Here is a 22,278-nt window from a genome sequence, read left to right on the forward strand (position 1 = left end):
TCTTTTGTGTATGTTGTCCATTGATTTACCCATTGAATAACCCCAATGAAATTACATTCTGCTCGTTTTGCCTTGCCTTCCTTTCGCCGCAGCCTGATCGGCGCCGCCGTCATGGCCTTCTGTTCCGGCCACGCGCTGGCCGTCCAGCCATTTACTGTCAAGGACATCCGGGTCGAAGGGATCCAGCGTACCGAAGCGGGCACCGTGTTTGCCTACCTGCCGGTGCGGGTCGGCGAAACGTTCTCCGACGAGAAGAGCGTGGCCGCCATCAAGGCCCTGTACGCGACGGGCATGTTCAAGGATGTGCGCCTGGAAGCCGATGGCGACGTGCTGGTGGTGCTGGTCGAGGAACGTCCGGCCATCGCCACCGTGGAATTTACGGGTACCAAGGAATTTGAAAAGGATGTGCTGGTCAAGGCCCTGAAGGAAATCGGCGTCGGTGAAGCCAAGATTTTCGACAAGGCGTCCGTTGACCGCGCGGAACAGGAACTCAAGCGCCAGTACCTGTCGCATGGCCTGTACGGCGTGAAGATCACCACCACCGTCACGCCGATCGAGCGTAACCGCGTCAACGTGGTGTTCGCCGTCGACGAGGGCGACGTGGCCCGCATCAAGCAGATCAACATCGTCGGCAACAAGGCCTTCACCGACAAGGAACTGCGCGAGCAGCTGGCCCTGAACACGGGCGGCTGGTTCAGCTGGTACACCAAGGCCGACCAATATTCGAAGACCAAGCTGACGGGCGACATCGAGTCGCTCAAGTCCTACTACCTGGACCGCGGCTATATCGAGATGCAGGTCGACTCGACGCAAGTGTCGATCACGCCCGATAAAAAAGACATCTACCTGACGATCAATATCACCGAAGGCGAGAAGTACAAGATCGCCGGCACCAAGTTCGAAGGCGAGATGTTTGGCCGCGAAGAAGAGCTGAAAGCGCTGAACCTGATGCGCGAAGGCGAAATCTATTCGGGCGCGCGCCTGACGGCGACGAACAAGCGCATCCAGGATCGCCTGGCCACGTTCGGCTATGCATTTGCCAACGTCAACGCGAATCCGGAAATCAACCGTGAAAAGCATGAAGTGGGCTTTACCTTCTTCATCGATCCGGGCAAGCGCGTGTACGTGCGCCACATGAATATCGCCGGCAACACCACCACGCGCGATGAAGTCATCCGCCGCGAATTCCGCCAGTTCGAATCGTCCTGGTATGACAGCAACAAGATCAAGCTGTCGCGCGACCGTGTGGACCGCCTTGGCTACTTCAAGGACGTGACCATCGACACGCCGGAAGCGCAGGGCACGACCGACCAGGTCGACGTCAACGTGACGGTGGTGGAAAAACCAACCGGTAACTTCCTGATCGGCGGCGCTTTCTCGCAATCGGAAAAATTTACCCTGTCGGCGTCGATTTCGCAGGCCAACTTTGCCGGTAGCGGCAACACAGTCGGCATCGAACTCAATACCAGCCACTACAGCCGCACGATCGCGTTTTCGCAAACCAATCCGTACTACACGGACGATGGCATTTCGCGCAGCTTTGAAGTCTACCTGCGTACGACGGAACCTCCGGCGCTGAACATCGGCAGCTACAAGATCAAGCAAACCGGTGGCCGCGTCAGTTTCGGCGTGCCGTTCTCGGAAGTCGACACCGTCTTCTTCGGTATCGGCGCCGAGCGCTCGCGCATCGAAACCGACATAACCAGCCCGATCCGCTTCAAGCAATACGTGGTTGACAATGGCGGCCCGTCCGACGGTATCGGTTCGGCTACCACCAATTCCATCCCGCTGACGGCGGCATGGCAGCGCGACAGCCGCGACAGCGCCCTGACGCCGTCGATCGGACGCTACCAGCGCGTCAACCTGGAGGCTGACCTGATCGGCGACCAGAAATACTTCCGTGCCATCTATGAGCACCAGTATTTCCGTCCGCTGTTCAGCAAGGTCACCCTGGCGCTGAAGGGCGAACTCGATTACGGCCACGGCATCGGCAAGCACGTGTATCCGGTCTTCAAGAACTTCTACGGCGGCGGTATCGGTTCGGTGCGCGGCTACCTGAGTTCTTCGCTGGGCGCGGTCGAACCGAGCACCAACGATGCCCTGGGCGGCGCTTCGCGCCTGATCGGTAACGCGGAACTGCAGATGCCATTCCCCGGTTCGGGCAATGACCGCAGCTTGCGCTGGTTCGGTTTCCTTGACGGCGGCCAGGTCTACCAGGAAGGCGAAAAAATGCGTTTGTCGCAATTGCGCTATTCTGCTGGCTTGGGCATCAGCTGGATTTCCCCGGTGGGCCCGCTCAAGCTGAGCTATGCCAAGCCGCTGAACGCCAAGCCGACGGACCGCCTGGAGCGCTTCCAGTTCCAGATGGGCACCGGTTTCTGACCGGCCATCTGAACCGGGGCGACAGCTTTTACTTTTTGACCATGGAGTATCATGAACACCGCATCCGCTACCCTGCCCAAGACCCTTGCCGTGATCGCATTGTGCTGGAGTTCGCTGTTGCCGGTGCAGGCGCAGGCTCAGGAGTCGAAGATCGCCTGGATCAGCAGCGAACGTATTTATAACGAATCGAGGCTGGCCAAGCTGGCCAGCGCCAAGCTGGCCGAAGAGTTCCGCTCGCGTGAAAAAGCCGTGCAGGAACTGGCCAGCCGCTTCAAGGTCGCCAACGAAGCCCTGGAAAAGGACATGCCGACCCTGAGCGAGGCGGAGCGCGCCAAGCGCCAGCGCGAGTTTTTCGAGCTGGACAAGGAGCTGCAACGCCGCCAGCGCGAATTTCGCGAAGACCTGAGCCAGCGTACGAACGAAGAGCGCAGCGCCATCGCGGAAAAGGCCAACACCATCATCCAGCAGATGGCGCATATCGAAGGATATGACATCGTGCTGCAGGAAGCCCTGTGGGCCAGCCCGCGCATCGACATTACCGACAAGGTATTGAAGGCGCTGGACAAGTAACTGTAATAGTTTTTACGCCTGACAGTGCCGTGGCGAGCGGATGTGAGTTGTGATTGAGAAGCGGAGCTGTGCTGGAGCACAGTGAGCATCGGAGACCGCAAATCGCGCCGCGCAGCAGGCATAGTCAGGCGTTCTTATAAAGGTAAAAGATGGGCACTCGACTAGGAGAATTGGTCGAACGCTTCGGCGGGCAGTTGGCGGGCGATCCGAACCTGGAAGTTTCAGGCATCGCACCGCTGGCCGACGCCGGCGCTTCGCACATCAGCTTTCTCAGCAATAGCAAATTCCGCGCACAGGCCGCCCAGAGCGGCGCCGCGGCGCTGATCCTCACGCCGGCCGACGACGCGCTGATCGGCGACGACTACGCCGGCGCGCGCATCGTCACCCCGAATCCCTATGTGTATTTCGCGCGTGCGGCGCAGTATTTCGTCGCGCTGCACGAGATCAAGGCCCCGGTCGGCATCCATCCGGGCGCCTTTGTCGACGCCAGCGCGCAGGTTGACGCCAGCGCCTCCGTCGGCGTGCATGCGGTGATCGAAGCGGGCGCCGTGATCGGTGCCGGCTGCGTCATCGGCGCCGGCTGCGTGGTGGGCCGCGACGCCGTCATCGGCGCCGGTACCCAGCTGTTCGCCAACGTGACCTTCCACGCGCGCTGCGTGATCGGCCAGCGCGGCATCATCCATTCGGGCGCCGTGATCGGCACCGACGGATTCGGCTTCGCCAACGAAGGCGGCGTGTATATCAAGATTCCGCAGACGGGCAGGGTGGTGATCGGTGACGATGTCGATATCGGCGCCAACACCACCATCGACCGTGGCGCACTGGCCGACACCATCATCGAAGATGGCGTCAAGCTCGATAACCAGATCCAGATCGGCCACAACTGCCATATCGGCGCGCACACGGCCATGGCCGGCTGCGTCGGCGTGGCCGGCAGCGCCATCATCGGCAAGTACTGCACCTTTGGCGGTGCCGCCATGGTGCTGGGCCACCTGACCATTGCCGACCGCGTCCACGTGGGCTCGGGCAGCATGGTCTCGCGTTCGATCCTGGAAGCGGGCCAGTACACGGGCTTCTATCCGCTGGCCAAGAACGCCGACTGGGAAAAGAGCGCCGCCATCGTGCGCAACCTGTCAAGCATGCGCGAGAAGATACGCGCGCTTGAAAAAACAATTAAAACACTGACCACGCAAGACGAAAAATGACTACTGAAAAAAAGACCCTCGACATCCTCGCCATCAAATCGCTGCTGCCGCACCGTTACCCGCTGCTGCTGGTTGACCGCGTGCTGGACTGGGAAGCGAACAAAACCATCACCGCCATCAAGAACGTGACGGTCAACGAAGAGTTCTTCCAGGGCCATTTCCCGCACAAGCCAGTCATGCCTGGCGTGCTGATGATCGAAGCGCTGGCGCAGACGGCGGCCTTGCTGTCGTTCCTGACGATGGGCGTGAAGCCGGACGAAAATTCGGTGGTGTACTTTGTCGGCATCGACAATGCGCGCTTCAAGCGTCCTGTCGAGCCGGGCGACCAGCTGAAGATGGATGTGGAAATCCTGCGCGTCTCGCGCGGCATCTGGAAATACAAGGCCGTCGGTACGGTCGACGGCAAGCTGGCGGTGGAAGCGGAACTGATGTGCACCATCCGCAGCGCGCAGGATGCGAGCCAGTCTGCGAGCCAGCCAGCGGGGCAGTAACATGGCGGCCATCCACTCCACGGCAGTCATCGACCCGAAGGCCGAGCTCGACAGTTCGGTCGAGGTGGGTCCGTACACCATCATCGGTCCGCACGTGCGCATCGGCGCCGGCACCAAGGTTGGCCCGCACGTGGTGATCGACGGGCACACGACGATCGGCAGCGATAACCACCTGTTCCAGTTTTCCTCCATCGGCGCGCAGCCGCAGGACAAAAAATGGGCGGGCGAGGCGACGCGCCTGGAAATCGGCGACCGCAACACCATCCGCGAATTCTGCACCTTCAACACGGGCACCGTGCAGGGCGGCGGCGTGACGCGCCTGGGCAATGACAACTGGATTTCGGCGTATGTGCACCTGGCGCACGACTGCCTGGTGGGCAACAACACGATTTTTTCGAACAACGCGCAGCTGGCGGGCCACGTGGAGATCGGCGACTGGGTCATCATGAGCGGCTTCGCCAATGTGCACCAGTTCTGCAAGATCGGCGCGCACGCTTTTGTCGGCATGAGCACCAGCCTGACGCAGGACGTGCCACCGTTCGTCCTGTTGAATGGTAATCCGGCGCAGGCGCATGGCGTCAATATCGAGGGCTTGAAACGCCGCGGTTTTACGCGCGAGCAGATCAACGGCATCCGCACCGCGTATAAACTCATCTACCGCTCGGGACTGACCCTGGAAGAATCCAAGGCAGCCCTGTTCGAAGAAGAAGCGGCATCGTCGCCTGAGGTGGCGGAACACATTCGTGCCATGCGCGAATTCCTTGGCGTGGCGTCGCGTGGCATCGTCCGCTGACCAGTCCGGCGGCCGGCCGGTCGCCAATGTCGCCATCGTCGCCGGCGAGGTGTCGGGCGACCTGCTGGCCAGCCGGCTGCTGTCCGGCCTCGTGCCGCAGCTGCCCGGCGCCCGCTTTCACGGCATCGGCGGCGAGCACATGGCCAGGCAGGGCTTTGTTTCCGACTGGCCGCTCGACAAGCTGACCGTGCGGGGCCTGTTCGAGATCATTCCCCGCTACCGCGAAATCAAGGGCATCCAGAACGCGCTGCGCGACCAGTTGCTGGCGGAGCGTCCCGCCGTCTTCATCGGCGCCGACTACCCGGGCTTCAACCTGGGGCTGGAACAGCAGCTCAAGGAAGGCGGCATCCCTACCGTGCACTACATCGGGCCGCAGATATGGGCCTGGCGCGGTGGCCGCATCAAGAAAATCATCAAGGCCGTCTCGCACATGCTGGTGATCTTCCCCTTCGAGGAGGAGATATACCGCAAGGCGGGCGTGCCCGTCACCTATGTCGGCCATCCGCTGGCTGAAATGATTCCGTTGCAGCCCGACGAAGCGGCCGCGCGTCGCACCCTGGGCTTGCCGGAAGACGCGAATGTCGTGACCCTGATGCCGGGCAGCCGCATGGGCGAACTCAAATACAATACGGTGGCCTTTGTCGGCGCCTGCAAGCTGCTGCTGGCGCGCGACCGCTCCCTGCGTTTCGTCGCGCCCATGGCCGGTGAAAAGCAGCGCCAGTACTTTTTGCAACTGATCCGCGAAGCGGGCTTGCAGGACGTCGAGATACTGCTCACCGACGGCGGCTCGCACACGGCCATCTGCGCCGCCGATGCGGTGCTGGTGGCGTCCGGCACGGCCTCGCTGGAAGTGGCGCTGTACAAGAAGCCCATGGTCATCGCCTACAAGATGATGCGCGCGTCGTGGGAAATCATGCGCCACATGGGTTACCAGCCGTGGATCGGTTTGCCAAACATCCTGGCGCGCGACTACCTGGTGCCCGAACTGCTGCAAAACGCGGCCAGCCCCGAATCGCTGGCCGAGGCCATGTGGCAGCAGCTGAGCGACGTGCCGGGCCGCCTGCGCCTGGTGCAGCGCTTCACGGACATGCACCACAGCCTGCTGCGCGACAGCGCGCGAGAGAGCGCCAACGCCGTCATGCAAGTTATCGCCGCCAACCGCAAGTAAGCCCCGATCACCGCTTCAACCGCAGTACCAACCAAAGATTCAACGTGAAAAATATCTATCCCGGCCTGTTTGACGACTTGCCATTCTCGCTCGATGAAATCATCTGCGGCGTCGACGAGGCAGGACGCGGTCCGCTGGCCGGCCCCGTGTTTGCCGCCGCCGTGATCCTCGACCCGAACCAGCCTATCGACGGCCTGCGCGACTCGAAAAAACTCAGCGAAACCAAGCGCGACCTGCTGGCGCCGCAGATCAAGGCCAAGGCTCTGGCCTGGGCCATCGCCGAAGCGTCGGAAGAAGAGATCGACCGCCTGAACATTTTGCAGGCGTCGATGCTGGCCATGCGCCGCGCCGTCGAGGCGTTGGCTACCGTGCCGACCCTGGCCCTGATCGACGGCAACCGCTGCCCCGTGATGCCGATACGCGGCATGGCCATCATTGGTGGCGACGACAAGGTCGATTCGATTTCCGCCGCCTCGATCCTGGCCAAGACGGCACGCGACGCCGCCCTGGTACACCTGCATGCGGCCTATCCCGAATACTGCTTCGACCAGCACAAGGGCTACGGCACCAAGCTGCACCTCGAGCGCCTGCACCTGCACGGCGCCTCGCCCGTGCACCGCCGCTCGTTCGCGCCCGTGCGCAACGTGATCGCCCTGTTTGGCGCACAGGAGGTGGCGGCATGAAGACGATTACCTCGCGCGACAATGCGCAATACAAGGATTTGCTGAAGCTGGCGGGCAGTTCGCAGGCGCGCCGCAAGTCGGGCCGCACCTTGCTCGACGGCGTGCACCTGTGCCAGTCCTACCTGCAGCTGCGCGGCATGCCGGAGCAATGTATCGTCAGCGAAAGCGCCTTGCAGAACGGGGAAGTGGCGGACATCGTCGGCCAGCTGGAAAGCCAGCGCGCGCACGTACTGGGCTTGCCCGACGCGCTGTATAACGCGGTGAGCCAGGTCGAACACGGCGTGGGCGTGATGTTCCTCATCGAGACGCCGGAACGGGCCGTCACGCAGCCCCTGGGCGTGTCGGCCGTGCTGCTCGATAACCTGCAAGACCCGGGCAATGTGGGCTCCATCCTGCGCAGCGCGGCCGCCGCCGGCATCACGCAGGTGTACTGCAGCGCCGGCACGGCTTTCTGCTGGTCGCCGAAGGTGCTGCGCGCGGCGATGGGCGCGCATTTCGTGCTCGACATCTTTGAAAACGTCGACCTGGCGGCGCTCGTTTCCGGCGCCAAGGTGGCGACCCTCGCCACCAGCGGCTATGCCACGCAGCGCCTGTACGACGTCGACCTGCGCCAGCCCGTCGCGTGGCTGTTCGGCCATGAAGGGCAGGGCGTCGCCGACGATTTATTGTCGATGGCCACGCACCAGGTGGTCATTCCCCACCTGGGCCAGATCGAATCGCTGAACGTGGCCGCCTGCGCCGCCGTCTGCTTCTTCGAGCAGCTGCGCCAGGGCCAGGCCTGAACAGGGTAGCCATGTCTTTCCCCCTGCTCGCCGACGGTGCCGCACGCGACGAGGCCTGGTGGCGCCAGGTGGCCGCGTTGTATCCCGCGCCGCCGGACGCCATCGTCAATCTCGAGCATGGCTATTTCGGCGCCATGGCCGCGCCCGTGCAAGCCGCCTTCGAGCAGGCCGTGCGCTACACCAACGAGCAACTGAGTCCTTTCGTGCGCGGCGAGTTCACGCGCACGCATGTGGATATCCTGCGCCAGCGCGTCGCTGCGCTGATCCACGCGGAGCCGCACGAGATACTGCTGACCCGCAGCGGCACCGAGTCCATGCAGGTGCTGATTACGCAATACTACGGCCTGGCGCCCGGCGATACGGTACTGTGGAGCAATCTCGACTATCCGGCCATGCGCACGGCCATGCGCTGGCTGGCGCAGCGCCGTGGCGTCACCAGCACGCAAGTCACATTGCGCTTGCCCATCAGCGATGACGAAATCGTCGCCAGTTACGCGCAAGCCATGCGCCAGGCCGTCAAGCCCAAGTTGCTGCTGCTGTCGCAGGTGGCGCCGGCCAACGGCCAGCAACTGCCAGTGCAGGCCATCATGGCGCTGGCGCGCGAGCACGGCATCGACGTGCTGCTCGATAGCGCCCATGCGCTGGGGCAGGTCGACGTGGACGTGCAAGCGATGGGCGTCGATTTCGCCGGTTTCAATCTGCACAAATGGATGGGGGCGCCGGCGGGACTGGGTGTCGTGTATATCCGTGCATCGCAGTTGCACAAGATCGAGCCGCATTTTGGCGACGATGATTATCCGCCCGACGATATCCGCGGCCGCCTGCATATGGGCATGCCGCCGATCGGCGCCATCCTGGCTGCGCCTGCCGCATTGGACTTTCATGCGCGCCTGGGCGGCACGCCGGCCAAGAACGAACGCCTGGCCTGGCTGCGCAATTACTGGGTCAGCCGCGCCGCGCAACTGCCCGGCGTGCGCATGCTGTCGCCGCTCGATGCGAAACGGGGCACGGCACTGGTGGCGTTTGCCGTCGATGGCATGCGTGCGCGGGAACTGCAACAGGCTTTATTGCACCGCTTCGGCGTGTTTACCGTCGAACGCAATATCGGCGATACCGATGTCGTGCGCGCCACGGTGGCCGTCACCACCACCATCGGTGAACTGGACCGGTTGGTGGCGGCGCTGACGGCACTATCCAGAGAAACGGACACCTGACAAAACCGACGCGCAGCAGGTTTGGTCAAGCGTTCTAGTACTCGCGGCGGTTCGGCTTGATCTCCTGCAGGATCGTCGTGGAGATCTCTTCGATCGACTTGGTGGTCGACGACAGCCAGCGGATGCCCTCGCGTTTCATCATTTTTTCCGCCTCGTTGACCTCGTAACGGCAATTTTCGATGGCCGCATACTTGCTTCCAGCGCGCCTTTCGTTGCGTATTTCCGACAAACGTTCGGGCGTAATGCTCAATCCGAAAATTTTATTCTTAAATTCCAGCAGGGCCGATGGCAGCTTGTCGCGCTCGAAATCGTCGGGAATCAGCGGATAGTTGGCCGCCTTAATGCCGTATTGCATGGCCAGGTACAGGCTGGTCGGGGTCTTGCCAGAGCGCGACACACCCACCAGAATGACATCGGCCGAGGACAGGTTCTTGTGCGACTGGCCATCGTCGTGCGCCAGCGAATAGTTGATCGCCTCGATGCGGTTCTTGTATTCCTCGCTGTCGACGATATTGTGCGAGCGCCCGATGGTATGGGTCGACATGACGCCCAGTTCCTGCTCCAGCGGGGCGACAAAGGTCTGGATCAGGTCCATGTGCATGCCGCTGGACTTGCGGATCACGGCCGACAGGTCGTTCTTCACCAGGGTGGAGAAAATGATCGGGCGCTGGCCATCGGTGGCGAACGCTTCGTTGATCTTGCGCGCCGCCTCGTAGGCCTTGTCCATGGTGTCGATGAAGGGCAGGCGGATCTGGCGGAAGCGCAGATCGAACTGCGTCAGCACCGAGTGGCCGAACGTCTCGGCGGTGATGCCGGTGCCGTCGGAAACGAAGAAGACGGTGCGGGCCGCGGAGGGCAGAGGGGGGCGTGGATCTTGTGTCATGGGTTTTCGGATCAAGATTGTGCGTCGTCAATTTGCGCCGCACAAGGTAAAATGGCTGCAACGGTATGATTGTGCTGCACGACGCCAAGAATAACAAGAAGACTGTCTGTGCGCCGCGCGTAAAGATTTCTATCATCAGTAAGGGTGTCATTATGACCAACGCAGTATCGCAACAGCAGGAAGACAAGGACGCGGTGTATGTTGCCTCGTTCGAGCATTTGCGCATGACGGATGTCGAATCCGTCGGCGGAAAGAACGCCTCCCTGGGCGAAATGATCAGCCAGCTGGCGGAAGCCGGCGTGCGCGTGCCCGGTGGCTTTGCCACCACGGCGCAGGCATTCCGCGATTTCCTGTCGTATAGCGCCAACGGCGGCTTGCCGCTGGCCGAACGCATCGCCCAGCGCCTTGAAGGGCTGAACATCGATGACGTGCGCTCGCTGGCGCAAGCCGGCGCCGAGATCCGTCAATGGATCGTGGAAACGCCATTCCAGCCACGCCTGGCCGCCGAAATCGACCAGTTGTATGCCAAACTGGTGGCCGATTCCGATACCGAAATGTCGTTTGCCGTGCGTTCCTCCGCCACGGCGGAAGACTTGCCGGATGCGTCTTTTGCTGGTCAGCAAGAGACCTTCCTGAACGTGGTCGGCATCGACAACGTGCTTGAGGCCATGAAGCAGGTGTTCGCGTCGCTGTACAACGACCGCGCCATCTCGTACCGCGTGCACAAAGGTTTCACGCACGCTGAAGTGGCCTTGTCGGCCGGCGTGCAGCGCATGGTGCGTTCCGACCTGGGCGCGGCTGGCGTGATGTTTACCATCGATACGGAATCGGGCTTCAAGGACGTGGTTTTCGTCACCTCCAGCTATGGCCTGGGCGAGACCGTGGTGCAGGGCGCCGTCAATCCCGACGAATTCTATGTGCACAAGCCGATGCTGGAAAAAGGCAAGTCGCCCGTGATCCGCCGCAATATCGGCTCGAAGCTGCTGAAGATGGAATTCACGAACGAAGCGAAAGCTGGCCGTTCCGTGAAAACTGTCGACGTGCCCGTCGAAATGCGCAACCGCTATTCGCTGAACGACAGCGAAGTGGTGGAATTGGCCAAATACGCCGTCATCATCGAAAACCACTACGGCCGTCCGATGGACATCGAGTGGGGCAAGGATGGCCGCGACGGCAAGCTGTACATCCTGCAAGCGCGTCCAGAGACCGTCAAGTCGCAGCAAAAGGCGACCGATGTGCAAGAGCGCTTCAAGCTGAAAAGCACGGGCACCGTACTGACGTCGGGCCGCGCCATCGGCCAAAAGATCGGCGCCGGCCCCGTGCGCGTGATTCACGACCCGGCCGACATGGAACGCGTGCAGCCAGGCGACGTGCTTGTTGCCGACATGACAGACCCGAACTGGGAGCCGGTCATGAAGCGCGCTTCGGCCATCGTCACCAACCGCGGCGGTCGTACTTGCCACGCAGCAATTATTGCGCGTGAACTGGGCGTGCCTGCCGTCGTCGGCTGCGGCGACGCGACCGACGTGCTGAAAGATGGCACGTTTGTCACCGTGGTGTGCTCCGAAGGCGACGAAGGCAAGATCTACGATGGCTTGCTGGAAACAGAAGTGTCGGAAGTGTCGCGCGGCGAATTGCCGAAGCTTGACACCAAGATCATGCTCAACGTGGGCAATCCGCAACTGGCGTTCGACTTCCAGTCCGTGCCGAATGCCGGCGTTGGCCTGGCGCGCCTGGAATTCATCATCAATAACAATATTGGTGTGCACCCGCGCGCGATCCTGGAATACCCGAACATCGATGCCGACCTGAAAAAGGCCGTGGAATCGGTGGCGCGCGGCCACGCTTCGCCAAAGGCGTTCTACATCGACAAGCTGGCCGAAGGCATCGCCACCATCGCCGCCGCGTTCTGGCCGAAAAAAGTCATCGTGCGCCTGTCCGACTTCAAGTCGAACGAGTACAAGAAGCTGATCGGCGGTTCGCGCTACGAGCCGGACGAAGAAAACCCGATGCTGGGCTTCCGCGGTGCGGCGCGCTACCTGTCGGCCGACTTCTCCGAAGCGTTCAACATGGAATGCGAAGCGATGAAGCGCGTGCGCAATGACATGGGCCTGACCAACGTGGAAATCATGGTGCCCTTCGTGCGCACCCTGGGCCAGGCCGAGAAAGTCATCGACTTGCTGGCGAAGAATGGCTTGAAGCGCGGCGAGAACGACTTGCGCGTCATCATGATGTGCGAAGTGCCGTCGAACGCCATCCTGGCCGACCAGTTCCTCGACCATTTCGATGGTTTCTCGATCGGTTCGAACGACCTGACCCAGCTGACCCTGGGCCTGGACCGCGATTCCGGCATGGAATTGCTGGCCGCCGACTTCGACGAGCGCGATCCTGCCGTGAAAGCCCTGCTGGCCCTGGCCATCAAGGCTTGCCTGGCACGCGGCAAGTACATCGGCATTTGCGGTCAGGGTCCTTCCGACCATCCGGACTTCGCCGTCTGGCTGATGGAGCAGGGCATCGAATCGATGTCGCTGAATCCTGATTCGGTGATCGACACCTGGCAGAAACTGGCTGCGCTGAAAGCGTAAGCATCTTTCCCGTCCTTTGAAAACCCGCTGCCGTTCACCCGGCAGCGGGTTTTTTTATGCCTGCCACGCGGCGCACGGCAGTATTCGATGGGCTTGCTCCAGATCAGCTAAAATGATTCCACCAATACATTGAAACAGGAGTTCACATGGCAAGCAAGAAACCGAGCAAAGTGGCAAAGATCGATATCGGCATTTCCGAAGCGGACCGCGCGAAGATTGCGGAAGGCCTGTCCGGCCTGCTGGCCGACAGCTACACCTTGTACCTGATGACCCATAATTTTCACTGGAACGTCAAGGGGCCGATGTTCAACACCCTGCACCTGATGTTCATGACGCAATACACGGAGCAGTGGGCCGCGCTGGACCTGATCGCCGAGCGCATCCGCGCTCTCGGCTACCCGGCGCCGGGCACCTACAAGGAATTCGTCAAGCTGGCCTCGATCAAGGAAATCGACGGCGTGCCGCCGGCGCTGGACATGGTCAGCCACCTGGTATCGGCACAGGAAGCAACCGCGCGCACGGCGCGCCGCCTGTTCCCGCTGCTGGAAAAAGCCAATGACCAGCCGACGGCCGACCTGATCACGCAGCGCCTGGATTTGCATGAAAAGACGGCGTGGATGTTGCGCAGCCTGCTCGAGGAATAAAGGCCGGGCCTGCGGCGCTAATTCGCCCCCGCCTATTGACGTCATCAGGAATTGCGTTAGACTGCTTGTATATAGGTGTTTGGCAAGAATAATATCAGGCAGTAATACGCATTAAACCCCGTCGCTTATATAGGCTACGGGGTTTTTTATTTTCGGATTCGCAAAGATGGAGGCATCATGGCTGAATGGGTAGGCTGGTTTGTGGCGGCTGGCGCGGTATTGATCCTGGAGCTGTTTACGGGCACATTTTATTTGCTGATGATCGCCATCGGCATCAGTGCCGGAGGACTGGTGGCGCTGGCGGGCGGCAATGGCGGCTGGCAAGCCCTGACGGCCGCCATTGTCGGCGTCGCTGCCACCCTGTTATTGCGGCGCAGCCGTTTTGGCAAGGCGGCGCGGCGCGATGCGGCGCAGGACCCGAATGTGAATCTCGATATCGGCCAAAGCGTAGCGGTCGCGCATTGGGTCGATGGCGCGGCGCGCGTCATGTACCGCGGCGCCTTGTGGGATGTGGAGCTGATTCCCGGCGGCGATACGCAAGCCGGCCATTACACCATACATGCCGTGCGTGGCAGCCGTTTGATTGTTGGATAACCTGGAGAGTAGATTATGGAAGTAAGCACTGGTAGCGTGTCGCTGATCTTGTTATTGCTGGCATTGGTATTTGTCTTCAAGACGGTCAATGTGGTGCCGCAGCAGCATGCCTGGGTGGTGGAGCGTCTGGGCAAGTTTCACGCGGTATTGGGTCCTGGCCTGAATATTGTCGTGCCTTTTGTCGACCGTATCGCCTACAAGCACGTGCTCAAGGAAATTCCGCTCGACGTGCCGCCGCAGGTGTGCATTACGCGCGACAATACGCAATTGCAGGTCGATGGTATTCTGTATTTCCAGATTACTGATGCCATGCGTGCTTCATATGGCTCGTCGAATTATATTGCCGCCATTACGCAGCTGGCGCAAACGACCTTGCGTTCGGTGATCGGTAAAATGGAACTCGACAAGACATTTGAAGAACGCGACCATATCAATACGGCCATCGTGAATGCCATCGATGAATCGGCGGCGAATTGGGGCGTCAAGGTATTGCGCTATGAAATCAAGGATTTGACGCCGCCCAAGGAAATCCTGCATGCGATGCAGGCACAGATTACGGCCGAACGCGAAAAGCGCGCCCTGATTGCCGCCTCGGAAGGGCGCAAGCAGGAACAGATCAATATCGCCAGCGGTGAGCGCGAAGCGGCCATTGCCCGCTCCGAAGGCGAGAAGCAGGCCTCGATCAACCGTGCCGAAGGCCAGGCCACGGCCATCGTCGCGCTGGCGCAAGCCAGTGCCGAGGCGCTGCGCCAGGTGGGTGCCGCCATTCGCGAACCGGGCGGGGAAGATGCCGTAAACCTGAAAGTAGCCGAGCAGTATGTGGGCGCGTTCGCACAATTGGCGAAAACCAATAACTCGATTATCGTGCCGGCGAATCTGGGCGATATGAGCGGTTTGATCGCCACGGCGATGCAGGTGGTGAAAACGCAGAAGCCAAAAGGCAGCGTGGCGATTCCCTGATTGCCTGGTGAATAGCAAACTCGTAGCAGGTTTGTCTTTAAAACTGCCCGCCATATCGCGGGCAGTTTTCAATTGCGCCATTGAAATATATGCTGACAGACGGGCTGGAGTATCTGCGCTTGAATCCATAACGTTGAAATCTTTTCTTTATGCTATGCTGTGCGCACTTTCGGGCTTATATGCTGTCGTGCGACGCTTATCTTTTTGATTAAGTAGAATCTGCGGCTCATGCATGGCTATGATTGCGCCGATATCCGCGACGGATACTTGGGAGGTGCTTTGGGGTATTTGGGAGTTGATGCATAAGGGGCGATAGTATTGCTCCCATGTATATTTTGAATTGCAATTTATAATTACTATAAATTGCAATGAAACAGAAAGTACTGCAAAATAAATACTGCCGATGGCGCTGTATTGAACGGCAGCCGTACAAAGCGGAGACGCTTGTACAGGCAGTTCATGCGCGATGCCGGTTCCCCATGCTGGAACGATTACACTGTTTGAAAGCCAGGCAAGCAGGTTTTTTGGTAAAAGAATTGTAAAAAACAATCAAATCTGAAGAAAAATCACCTCAGTCGCGTTACAATTGGATAGAATTTAACTGTTCAGTTATATTTTTCAACTCACACAAGGAAATATCATGGATCTGTCCAGCTTATCCCTGTCCGAACTGCGCACCTTGCAGGACGACATCAAGAAGCAAATGAAGAAACGCGAACAGGACGATCTGTCCAAAGCGCGCGAGCAAATCCTGGCAATCGCCCAGAGCGTTGGCGTTTCCGTAAAAGATCTGGTTGGTACGGGTATCCGCGCTAAAACCGGCACGGTCGCAGTACGCTATCGCAATCCGGATGACGCGACGCAGCAATGGACTGGCCGTGGCCGTCAGCCGAAATGGGTCAAAGAGTGGACCGATTCGGGCAAGTCGCGTGATCTGCTGAAGGTTTGATTCTGAAGGTTTAAAAACCGTTCATTCGGATGCTTGTCCTGTGCAGTGATACAGGTGTAGTACAAGGCAGCATGCAAGCATCCGGAACTTTCCTGATTTATCGTCTTTGGCCAGGCAGGCAAAGCTGATTCATTCGCTTATCTCCATGGTGTTTTCACCAATACCAGTTTTTTCCCGCCGTATCTCTTTCCATTCCCTGTTTTTATCCCATTGCGCTGTGCGTTTCCGCTTGCCGCAGGCACCGGCAAAATAAAACCCGGCATATAGCCGGGCTTGATGGTATCGGCGCAGCACGCTGCGCGTAGCGCCGGATCAGCGGCGGTGCGACTTCATCGCCGCCTGGACTTCGCGCGCGCCGTCGCGGTCGCGTTCCGCTGCCCGCTTGTCGTGCTGCTTCTTGCCCTTGGCCAGGCCGATTTCGCATTTCACGCGGCCGCCCTTGTAGTGCAGGTTGAGCGGCACCAGGGTATAGCCGGAGCGTTCCACCTTGCCGATCAGTTTATCCATTTCCGCACGGTGCAGCAGCAGCTTGCGCGTGCGCACGGCTTCCGGATGGATATGGGTGGAGGCGGTCGGCAGGGCGCTGATATGCGCACCGAACAGGAAGAGTTCATCGCCGCGGACGACGACGTAGGCTTCCTTGATTTGTACGCGGGCGTCGCGGATGGCTTTGACTTCCCAGCCTTCCAGCACGATGCCGGCTTCGTAGCGATCCTCGATAAAGTAGTCGTGGAAGGCTTTTCTGTTGTCTGCTATGGTCATGAGATGGTAAATGTGCGCGGGTCGGTTAAACTACTGTCTCGCGCAAGCGCGATAAAATCAAATGTATCCAACATCATAGCAAATGGTTCTTCAATGGCAGTAGTACATAAATCAGTTTTTCTCGGCTATAGCGCCGAACAAATGTTCGCGCTGGTGGCGGCGGTGGAGGATTATCCCAAATTCCTGCCATGGTGCGGTGCGGTCGAGATTCGCGAGCGGGGCGAGAACACGGTTGTCGCCAGCGTGGGCATACATTACCACGGCGTGCGCCAAAGCTTCACCACGTCCAACGAGAACGTGCCGCCGACTTCCATCAAGATGAAGCTGGTGGACGGTCCTTTCAAGACCCTCGACGGCGTGTGGACCTTCAAGGCCCTGCGCGAAGATGCGTGCAAGATCGAACTGGACCTGCACTACGAGTTTTCCAGTCGCGTACTGGAACAGATCATCGGCCCCGTCTTCGGCATGATCGCCAACAGCATGGTCGATTCCTTCTGCAAGCGCGCGGAGACGGTGTATGGCTGAAGCAGGCATCACGGTGCAAGTATGCCACGCGCTGCCCGACAGCACGTTCCTGCGCTCCTTGAACGTGCCTGCTGGCACCACCATCGAGCAGGCGGTGGCGCTGAGCGGACTGCTGCGGGAAATCCCCGCCATCGACCTGGCCGTGAACATGGTCGGTATCTATGGCAAGAAGAAGCCGTTGGATACCGTCCTGCGCGAGCATGATCGGGTGGAAGTCTACCGTCCCTTGCAGGCAGACCCGAAAGAAGCGCGCCGGCGCAGGGCTGGCGGCAAGCCAGCGAAGGGCTGAGCGGGCAGGCCTATCGCCGCGAAGCCGTTGCCTGGTGAGCGCCACTTTTTGCTATTTCCAAATATCTTTTTTATGCTGCAAGGACGGAGGGTGCTTTTTTCTGTATAATCTGCTTTTGCGCCAATAGGAAATGCTATGCGTCTACTTCAAAAAGCACTCACATTCGATGACGTGCTGCTCGTCCCAGCCTACTCCAACGTTCTGCCCGCCGATACGTCCCTCAAAACTCGCCTGACCCGCAATATCACCCTGAATATTCCCTTGCTGTCCGCAGCCATGGATACGGTGACGGAAGCCCGTCTGGCGATCGCGATGGCCCAGGAAGGCGGCATCGGCATCATCCACAAGAATTTGAACCCCAAGGACCAGGCACGTGAAGTGGCCCGCGTAAAGCGTTTCGAAGCAGGTGTGCTGCGTGACCCGATCACGATTCCGCCGGAAATGAAAATCCGCGACGTGATCGCTCTGACGGAACAGTACGGCATCAGCGGTTTCCCTGTTGTCAAGGGCAAGGAAGTCGTCGGCATCATCACCAACCGCGATTTGCGCTTTGAAAAGGAACTCGACGCGGAAGCTTCCGCCAAGATGACCCCGCGCGAAAAGCTGGTGGTCGTCAACGAAGATGCCGATACGGCCGAAGCCAAGCGCCTGATGAACAAGCACCGCCTCGAGCGCGTGCTGGTCGTCAACGACGCGTTTGAGCTGCGCGGCCTGATCACCGTCAAGGATATCCAGAAATCGACCTCCCACCCGTTCGCGTCGAAAGACAGCCAGGGCAAGCTGCTGGTCGGCGCCGCTGTCGGCGTAGGCGCCAAGGATGAAGAACGCATCGACCTGCTGGTCGCTGCCGGTGTCGACGTGCTGGTGGTCGACACGGCCCACGGTCACTCGCAAGGCATCCTCGACCGCGTACGCTGGATCAAGACCAAGTACCCGCAAGTGGAAGTGATTGGCGGCAATATCGCTACCGCCGCTGCCGCCAAGGCGCTGGTGGAATACGGCGCCGATGCGGTCAAGGTCGGCATCGGTCCTGGCTCGATCTGCACCACGCGTATCGTTGCCGGCGTGGGCGTGCCGCAAATCACGGCCATTTCGAATGTTGCCGAAGCTTTGGCCGGTACGGGCGTGCCATGTATCGCCGACGGCGGTATCCGCTTCTCGGGCGATATCTCGAAAGCGCTGGCCGCTGGCGCCTCGACCGTCATGATGGGTTCCATGTTTGCCGGTACGGAAGAAGCACCGGGTGAAGTGATCCTGTACCAGGGCCGCAGCTACAAATCGTACCGCGGCATGGGTTCGCTGGGCGCGATGTCCGATGGTTCGGCTGACCGTTATTTCCAGGACGCCACCATGAAGGCCGACAAGTTCGTGCCTGAAGGTATCGAAGGCCGCGTCGCCTACAAGGGCAGCGTGCTGGCGATCATCTTCCAGCTGGTGGGCGGGGTGCGTCAATCGATGGGTTACTGCGGTTGCGCCACCATCGACGAACTGCGCGAAAAAGCGGAATTCGTGGAAATCACCTCGGCCGGCATGCGCGAGTCGCATGTCCATGATGTGCAGATCACGAAAGAAGCGCCAAATTATCGCTCCGAGTAAGCGGTAACGAAAGTCCAGACCGGCGCCCAGTGCGCCGGTTTTGCAATTGACCCTGAATAAAGCTCCGACCATGCACTCTAAAATCCTCATTCTCGATTTCGGTTCCCAAGTCACCCAGTTGATCGCCCGCCGCGTGCGCGATTCCGGCGTGTTTTCCGAAGTCTTCCCGTATGACGTCAGCGATGAATTCGTGCGCAACTATGGCGCCGCCGGCGTGATCCTGTCGGGCAGCCACAATTCCACGCTGGACGGCGACTCGCCGCGCGCGCCGCAAGCCGTGTTCGAGCTGGGCGTGCCCGTGCTGGGCATCTGCTACGGCATGCAAACCATGGCGGCCCAGCTGGGCGGCAAGGTGGAAAACGGCCTGGTGCGCGAATTCGGCTACGCCGAAGTGCGCGCCCGCAGCCACACCAAGTTGCTCAACGGTATTGCCGACTTCGTCACCGACGAAGGCCACGGCATGCTGAAAGTGTGGATGAGCCATGGCGACAAGGTGCTGGAAATGCCGCCAGGCTTCAAGTTGATGGGCAACACCCCGAGCTGCCCGATCGCGGCCATGGCCGACGAAGAGCGCCAGTTCTACGGCGTGCAATTCCACCCGGAAGTGACGCACACGGTGCAGGGCAAGGCCATGATCGGCCGTTTCGTGCATGAAATCTGCGGCTGCAAGTCGGACTGGAACATGCCCGACTACATCAGCGAAGCGGTGGAAAAAATCCGCGCGCAAGTCGGTAGCGATGACGTCATCCTGGGCCTGTCCGGCGGCGTTGATTCGTCCGTGGCTGCTGCCCTGATCCACCGCGCTATCGGCGACCAGCTGACCTGCGTCTTTGTCGACCACGGCCTGCTGCGCCTGGACGAAGGCAAGATGGTGATGGACATGTTCGCCAAGAACCTGGGCGTGAAAGTCATCCGCGTCGATGCGGAAGACCAGTTCATGGGCCACCTGGCCGGCGTTACCGATCCCGAGCAAAAGCGCAAGATCATCGGCCGCGAATTCGTCGAAGTCTTCCAGGTCGAGTCGGGCAAGCTGGTCAACGCCAAATGGCTGGCGCAAGGCACGATCTACCCGGATGTCATCGAATCGGCCGGTAAAGGTAAAAAAGGCCAGACCATCAAGAGCCACCACAACGTGGGCGGCTTGCCGGACACCATGAAGCTCAAGTTGCTTGAGCCTTTGCGCGAACTGTTCAAGGACGAAGTGCGAAAACTGGGCGTCGCCCTGGGCTTGCCGCATGACATGGTCTACCGCCACCCGTTCCCGGGCCCGGGCCTGGGCGTGCGCATCCTCGGCGAAGTCAAGAAAGACTACGCCGATCTGCTGCGCCGCGCCGACGCCATCTTCATCGAAGAACTGCGCAACACGCCGTACGAATTCGTCGCCGGCCAGGCCGTCGACCCGGACGCGTTGCCAGCGAACTGGTATGAAGCGACGAGCCAGGCTTTCGCCGTCTTCCTGCCCGTCAAATCGGTGGGTGTGATGGGCGATGGCCGTACCTACGAATACGTGGTGGCCTTGCGCGCCGTGCAAACGCAGGACTTCATGACGGCCCACTGGGCGCACCTGCCGCACAGCTTGCTGGGCAAGGTCTCCAACCGCATCATCAATGAAGTGCGCGGCATCAACCGCGTCGTCTACGATATTTCGGGCAAGCCGCCGGCGACCATCGAATGGGAATAATCTCCCGTCCGGCACCGTAAGGTAACGCCGGGTCAATGAAACAGCTAAGCCCCTGATTTTTCAGGGGCTTTTTTTATTTTGTCTGGCAAACGCAGGCATCATATGGCAGCGTCAAGCGGCTTTTTTTTGTTGGTATTTTTCATGGTATCGCAAGCGTGCATTTGCCGGAGGAGTACTCATACCATCATCGGCACAGGTCGCGATAGATGGTATTTTGATGGTATTTTTTTGTCTAAGTGACTGATTATAAAAGATATTTTTCTTTGGTGAAGAGATGTCACGCTGATGGTATCAAATCCCTTTTACTCCCCCCGATTTGCCCTCGATTTCACCTTAAGTGAATAGGTTCTTTTTGTGTAAGTATTTGATTTGGTGGGATATTATGAAGTGACGTTGCTAACGTGATGGTACCGAAAGGGGGGATCATGCTCACTGACACCAAGCTGAAAAATCTTAAAGCTGCCGATAAGGCATATAAGGTGCCTGACCGCGATGGACTTTACGCTCTTGTGCTTAAAAGTGGCACCGTGTCGTTTCGCTATAATTACCGCGTACATGGCCGACAGGAAACGCTGGTACTCGGCCAGTATGGCACATCGGGTTTGAGTCTGCAGGAGGCGAGAGCCCGGCTAAGTGAGGCTAAAAAGGAGTTGTCAGAAGGCAAGTCCCCGTCGCGCCTCAAAGCCCAATCGCGCAATCAGTTGGCCGCTGGAGAACCATTCAGCGTCTGGGCCGAACGTTGGCTAATAAAGTGCAAGATGGCGGAGTCGACGCGGGACATGCGGCGCGCGGTGTACGAACGCGATCTAAAACGCCCATTTGGCAATCTCTTGCTGCATGAAATTACGCACAACGAGTTGCGTTCCGTATGCGACGCCATCCTCGCACGTGGCGCCCCTGCGACGGCCGTGCACGCGCGCGATATCGTTAAGCTGGTCTTCAGGTATGCGGAACAACGCGGACAACAGATAACCGTTCAACTTGATTCGGGTCGACATAGGCATCCCAACGGTAAGCCGCAAGCTCCCAAATGCTCGGGGCGTCACAACCACATTCGAGTAATTCATTTGCCCAATCCACATAGTCATCGGCTTTTATCCAACGATCATCAACTCTCCTAAAAGCTAATTCCGTGAAATCCACTTACGCTCCTTGCAAGGTTTCGGTCTCCGAGGCTAAGAACTGAACGTCTGCTGCTGGCTGCAGATTCAATCGATCAACGCAACACTTTAACTTAAATGCATCGTTGCAGAGTGGAAATGATGCGAAAGAGAACTCGAATCGATTGCGCCGCGCACCGCGAACCCCGGGATTAACGTTGCAAGAGGTTTGGCCACGGAAGCGTGCATGGAGAACTTCACCGAAGCTCAAGCAGCTTTTACTTGAGCGCGGCAGGAGTCTTTGCAGGGCAGGGGCGATAGACAGGGCAGCCCCGATCTCGTCGTTGGATCAGGCAGCTACGAGATCGCACAGCAGGTGCTTCGCAGCACCAAGAGATCAAGGCCCAACGATCTGGCAACGC

22 protein-coding genes are annotated in these 22,278 nt (G+C 59.6%); 19 read left to right on the forward strand and 3 right to left on the reverse strand.

From position 1 onward, the window contains the following. Positions 1–45 precede the first annotated feature (45 nt). The 9 genes from bamA to O3297_RS04940 all read left to right on the forward strand — a co-directional run bounded on the left by bamA (position 46) and on the right by O3297_RS04940 (position 9,288). Positions 46–2,382, forward strand: coding sequence for an outer membrane protein assembly factor BamA (gene bamA, locus O3297_RS04900; RefSeq protein ID WP_034784144.1), 2,337 nt, complete (start codon positions 46–48; stop codon positions 2,380–2,382). A 51-nt stretch (positions 2,383–2,433) separates the two neighbouring features. Continuing rightward, positions 2,434–2,952 carry an OmpH family outer membrane protein gene (locus tag O3297_RS04905; protein ID WP_051958405.1) on the forward strand — a complete coding sequence of 173 codons (519 nt, stop codon included), beginning with the start codon at positions 2,434–2,436 and terminating at the stop codon, positions 2,950–2,952. A 149-nt stretch (positions 2,953–3,101) separates the two neighbouring features. Then, positions 3,102–4,157 (forward strand): UDP-3-O-(3-hydroxymyristoyl)glucosamine N-acyltransferase, encoded by a 1,056-nt coding sequence (lpxD, locus tag O3297_RS04910; protein WP_305047903.1) that lies wholly within the window; start codon positions 3,102–3,104, stop codon positions 4,155–4,157. Next, positions 4,154–4,648 carry a 3-hydroxyacyl-ACP dehydratase FabZ gene (gene fabZ, locus O3297_RS04915; RefSeq protein WP_070257388.1) on the forward strand — a complete coding sequence of 165 codons (495 nt, stop codon included), beginning with the start codon at positions 4,154–4,156 and terminating at the stop codon, positions 4,646–4,648. Before lpxD ends, fabZ begins: the two co-directional genes overlap by 4 nt. Position 4,649: 1 nt before the next feature. Continuing rightward, the gene (gene lpxA / locus O3297_RS04920) at positions 4,650–5,441 is read left to right on the forward strand and encodes an acyl-ACP--UDP-N-acetylglucosamine O-acyltransferase (RefSeq protein WP_092610952.1); all 792 of its coding nucleotides are present in this window, start codon (positions 4,650–4,652) and stop codon (positions 5,439–5,441) included. Next, positions 5,425–6,609, forward strand: coding sequence for a lipid-A-disaccharide synthase (lpxB, locus tag O3297_RS04925; RefSeq protein ID WP_305047904.1), 1,185 nt, complete (start codon positions 5,425–5,427; stop codon positions 6,607–6,609). The genes lpxA and lpxB overlap by 17 nt, the downstream gene beginning before the upstream one ends. Before the next feature lie 44 nt (positions 6,610–6,653). Beyond that, positions 6,654–7,292 (forward strand): ribonuclease HII, encoded by a 639-nt coding sequence (rnhB, locus tag O3297_RS04930; protein ID WP_070279252.1) that lies wholly within the window; start codon positions 6,654–6,656, stop codon positions 7,290–7,292. Next, positions 7,289–8,074 carry an RNA methyltransferase gene (locus tag O3297_RS04935; protein WP_034784137.1) on the forward strand — a complete coding sequence of 262 codons (786 nt, stop codon included), beginning with the start codon at positions 7,289–7,291 and terminating at the stop codon, positions 8,072–8,074. Before rnhB ends, O3297_RS04935 begins: the two co-directional genes overlap by 4 nt. 11 nt (positions 8,075–8,085) lie before the next feature. Further along, positions 8,086–9,288, forward strand: coding sequence for an aminotransferase class V-fold PLP-dependent enzyme (locus tag O3297_RS04940; protein ID WP_305047905.1), 1,203 nt, complete (start codon positions 8,086–8,088; stop codon positions 9,286–9,288). A 34-nt stretch (positions 9,289–9,322) separates the two neighbouring features. Here the strand turns inward: O3297_RS04940 and O3297_RS04945 are convergent, their stop codons facing one another. Continuing rightward, positions 9,323–10,171: a pyruvate, water dikinase regulatory protein gene (locus O3297_RS04945; RefSeq protein WP_034784135.1), complete on the reverse strand. Its 849-nt coding sequence runs from the start codon at positions 10,169–10,171 to the stop codon at positions 9,323–9,325. Between the two features lie 152 nt (positions 10,172–10,323). Here O3297_RS04945 and ppsA point away from each other — a divergent pair, with 152 nt between their 5' ends. The 4 genes from ppsA (at position 10,324) to O3297_RS04965 (ending at position 14,954) form a co-directional block, all read left to right on the forward strand. Continuing rightward, positions 10,324–12,756, forward strand: coding sequence for a phosphoenolpyruvate synthase (gene ppsA / locus O3297_RS04950; protein ID WP_305047906.1), 2,433 nt, complete (start codon positions 10,324–10,326; stop codon positions 12,754–12,756). Between the two features lie 146 nt (positions 12,757–12,902). Further along, entirely contained in the window at positions 12,903–13,400 is a 498-nt protein-coding gene (locus O3297_RS04955; RefSeq protein WP_034752224.1) for a Dps family protein, read from the forward strand. A gap of 177 nt (positions 13,401–13,577) precedes the next feature. After that, entirely contained in the window at positions 13,578–13,994 is a 417-nt protein-coding gene (locus O3297_RS04960) for an NfeD family protein (protein WP_034784134.1), read from the forward strand. A gap of 15 nt (positions 13,995–14,009) precedes the next feature. Then, positions 14,010–14,954, forward strand: coding sequence for an SPFH domain-containing protein (locus tag O3297_RS04965; protein ID WP_070257384.1), 945 nt, complete (start codon positions 14,010–14,012; stop codon positions 14,952–14,954). A gap of 147 nt (positions 14,955–15,101) precedes the next feature. Here the strand turns inward: O3297_RS04965 and O3297_RS04970 are convergent, their stop codons facing one another. Then, complete coding sequence (locus tag O3297_RS04970) at positions 15,102–15,503, reverse strand: hypothetical protein (protein WP_305047907.1); 402 nt, start codon at positions 15,501–15,503, stop codon at positions 15,102–15,104. 91 nt (positions 15,504–15,594) lie between these two features. On the opposite strand from O3297_RS04970, the gene O3297_RS04975 reads away from it, so the two are divergent. Next, positions 15,595–15,903, forward strand: a complete 309-nt coding sequence (locus O3297_RS04975) for an H-NS family nucleoid-associated regulatory protein (protein ID WP_010397665.1) — start codon at positions 15,595–15,597, stop codon at positions 15,901–15,903. Between the two features lie 312 nt (positions 15,904–16,215). Here the strand turns inward: O3297_RS04975 and smpB are convergent, their stop codons facing one another. Then, on the reverse strand, positions 16,216–16,665 hold the full coding sequence (gene smpB, locus O3297_RS04980; protein ID WP_034784131.1) for an SsrA-binding protein SmpB: 450 nt from the start codon (positions 16,663–16,665) through the stop codon (positions 16,216–16,218). 93 nt (positions 16,666–16,758) lie between these two features. On the opposite strand from smpB, the gene O3297_RS04985 reads away from it, so the two are divergent. The 5 genes from O3297_RS04985 (at position 16,759) to O3297_RS05005 (ending at position 21,877) form a co-directional block, all read left to right on the forward strand. Continuing rightward, positions 16,759–17,190 (forward strand): type II toxin-antitoxin system RatA family toxin, encoded by a 432-nt coding sequence (locus O3297_RS04985; RefSeq protein WP_035818194.1) that lies wholly within the window; start codon positions 16,759–16,761, stop codon positions 17,188–17,190. Continuing rightward, entirely contained in the window at positions 17,183–17,479 is a 297-nt protein-coding gene (locus O3297_RS04990; RefSeq protein WP_034784128.1) for an RnfH family protein, read from the forward strand. The genes O3297_RS04985 and O3297_RS04990 overlap by 8 nt, the downstream gene beginning before the upstream one ends. A 135-nt stretch (positions 17,480–17,614) precedes the next feature. Next, on the forward strand, positions 17,615–19,075 hold the full coding sequence (guaB, locus tag O3297_RS04995) for an IMP dehydrogenase (RefSeq protein WP_034777711.1): 1,461 nt from the start codon (positions 17,615–17,617) through the stop codon (positions 19,073–19,075). 70 nt (positions 19,076–19,145) lie between these two features. Continuing rightward, positions 19,146–20,756 carry a glutamine-hydrolyzing GMP synthase gene (gene guaA / locus O3297_RS05000; RefSeq protein ID WP_034777714.1) on the forward strand — a complete coding sequence of 537 codons (1,611 nt, stop codon included), beginning with the start codon at positions 19,146–19,148 and terminating at the stop codon, positions 20,754–20,756. Positions 20,757–21,181: 425 nt separating this feature from the next. Then, positions 21,182–21,877 carry an integrase arm-type DNA-binding domain-containing protein gene (locus O3297_RS05005; protein WP_305047908.1) on the forward strand — a complete coding sequence of 232 codons (696 nt, stop codon included), beginning with the start codon at positions 21,182–21,184 and terminating at the stop codon, positions 21,875–21,877. Positions 21,878–22,278: the final 401 nt, after the last annotated feature.

It is taken from the genome of Janthinobacterium sp. SUN128 (assembly GCF_030587275.1).
Taxonomy (GTDB): domain Bacteria; phylum Pseudomonadota; class Gammaproteobacteria; order Burkholderiales; family Burkholderiaceae_D; genus Janthinobacterium; species Janthinobacterium lividum.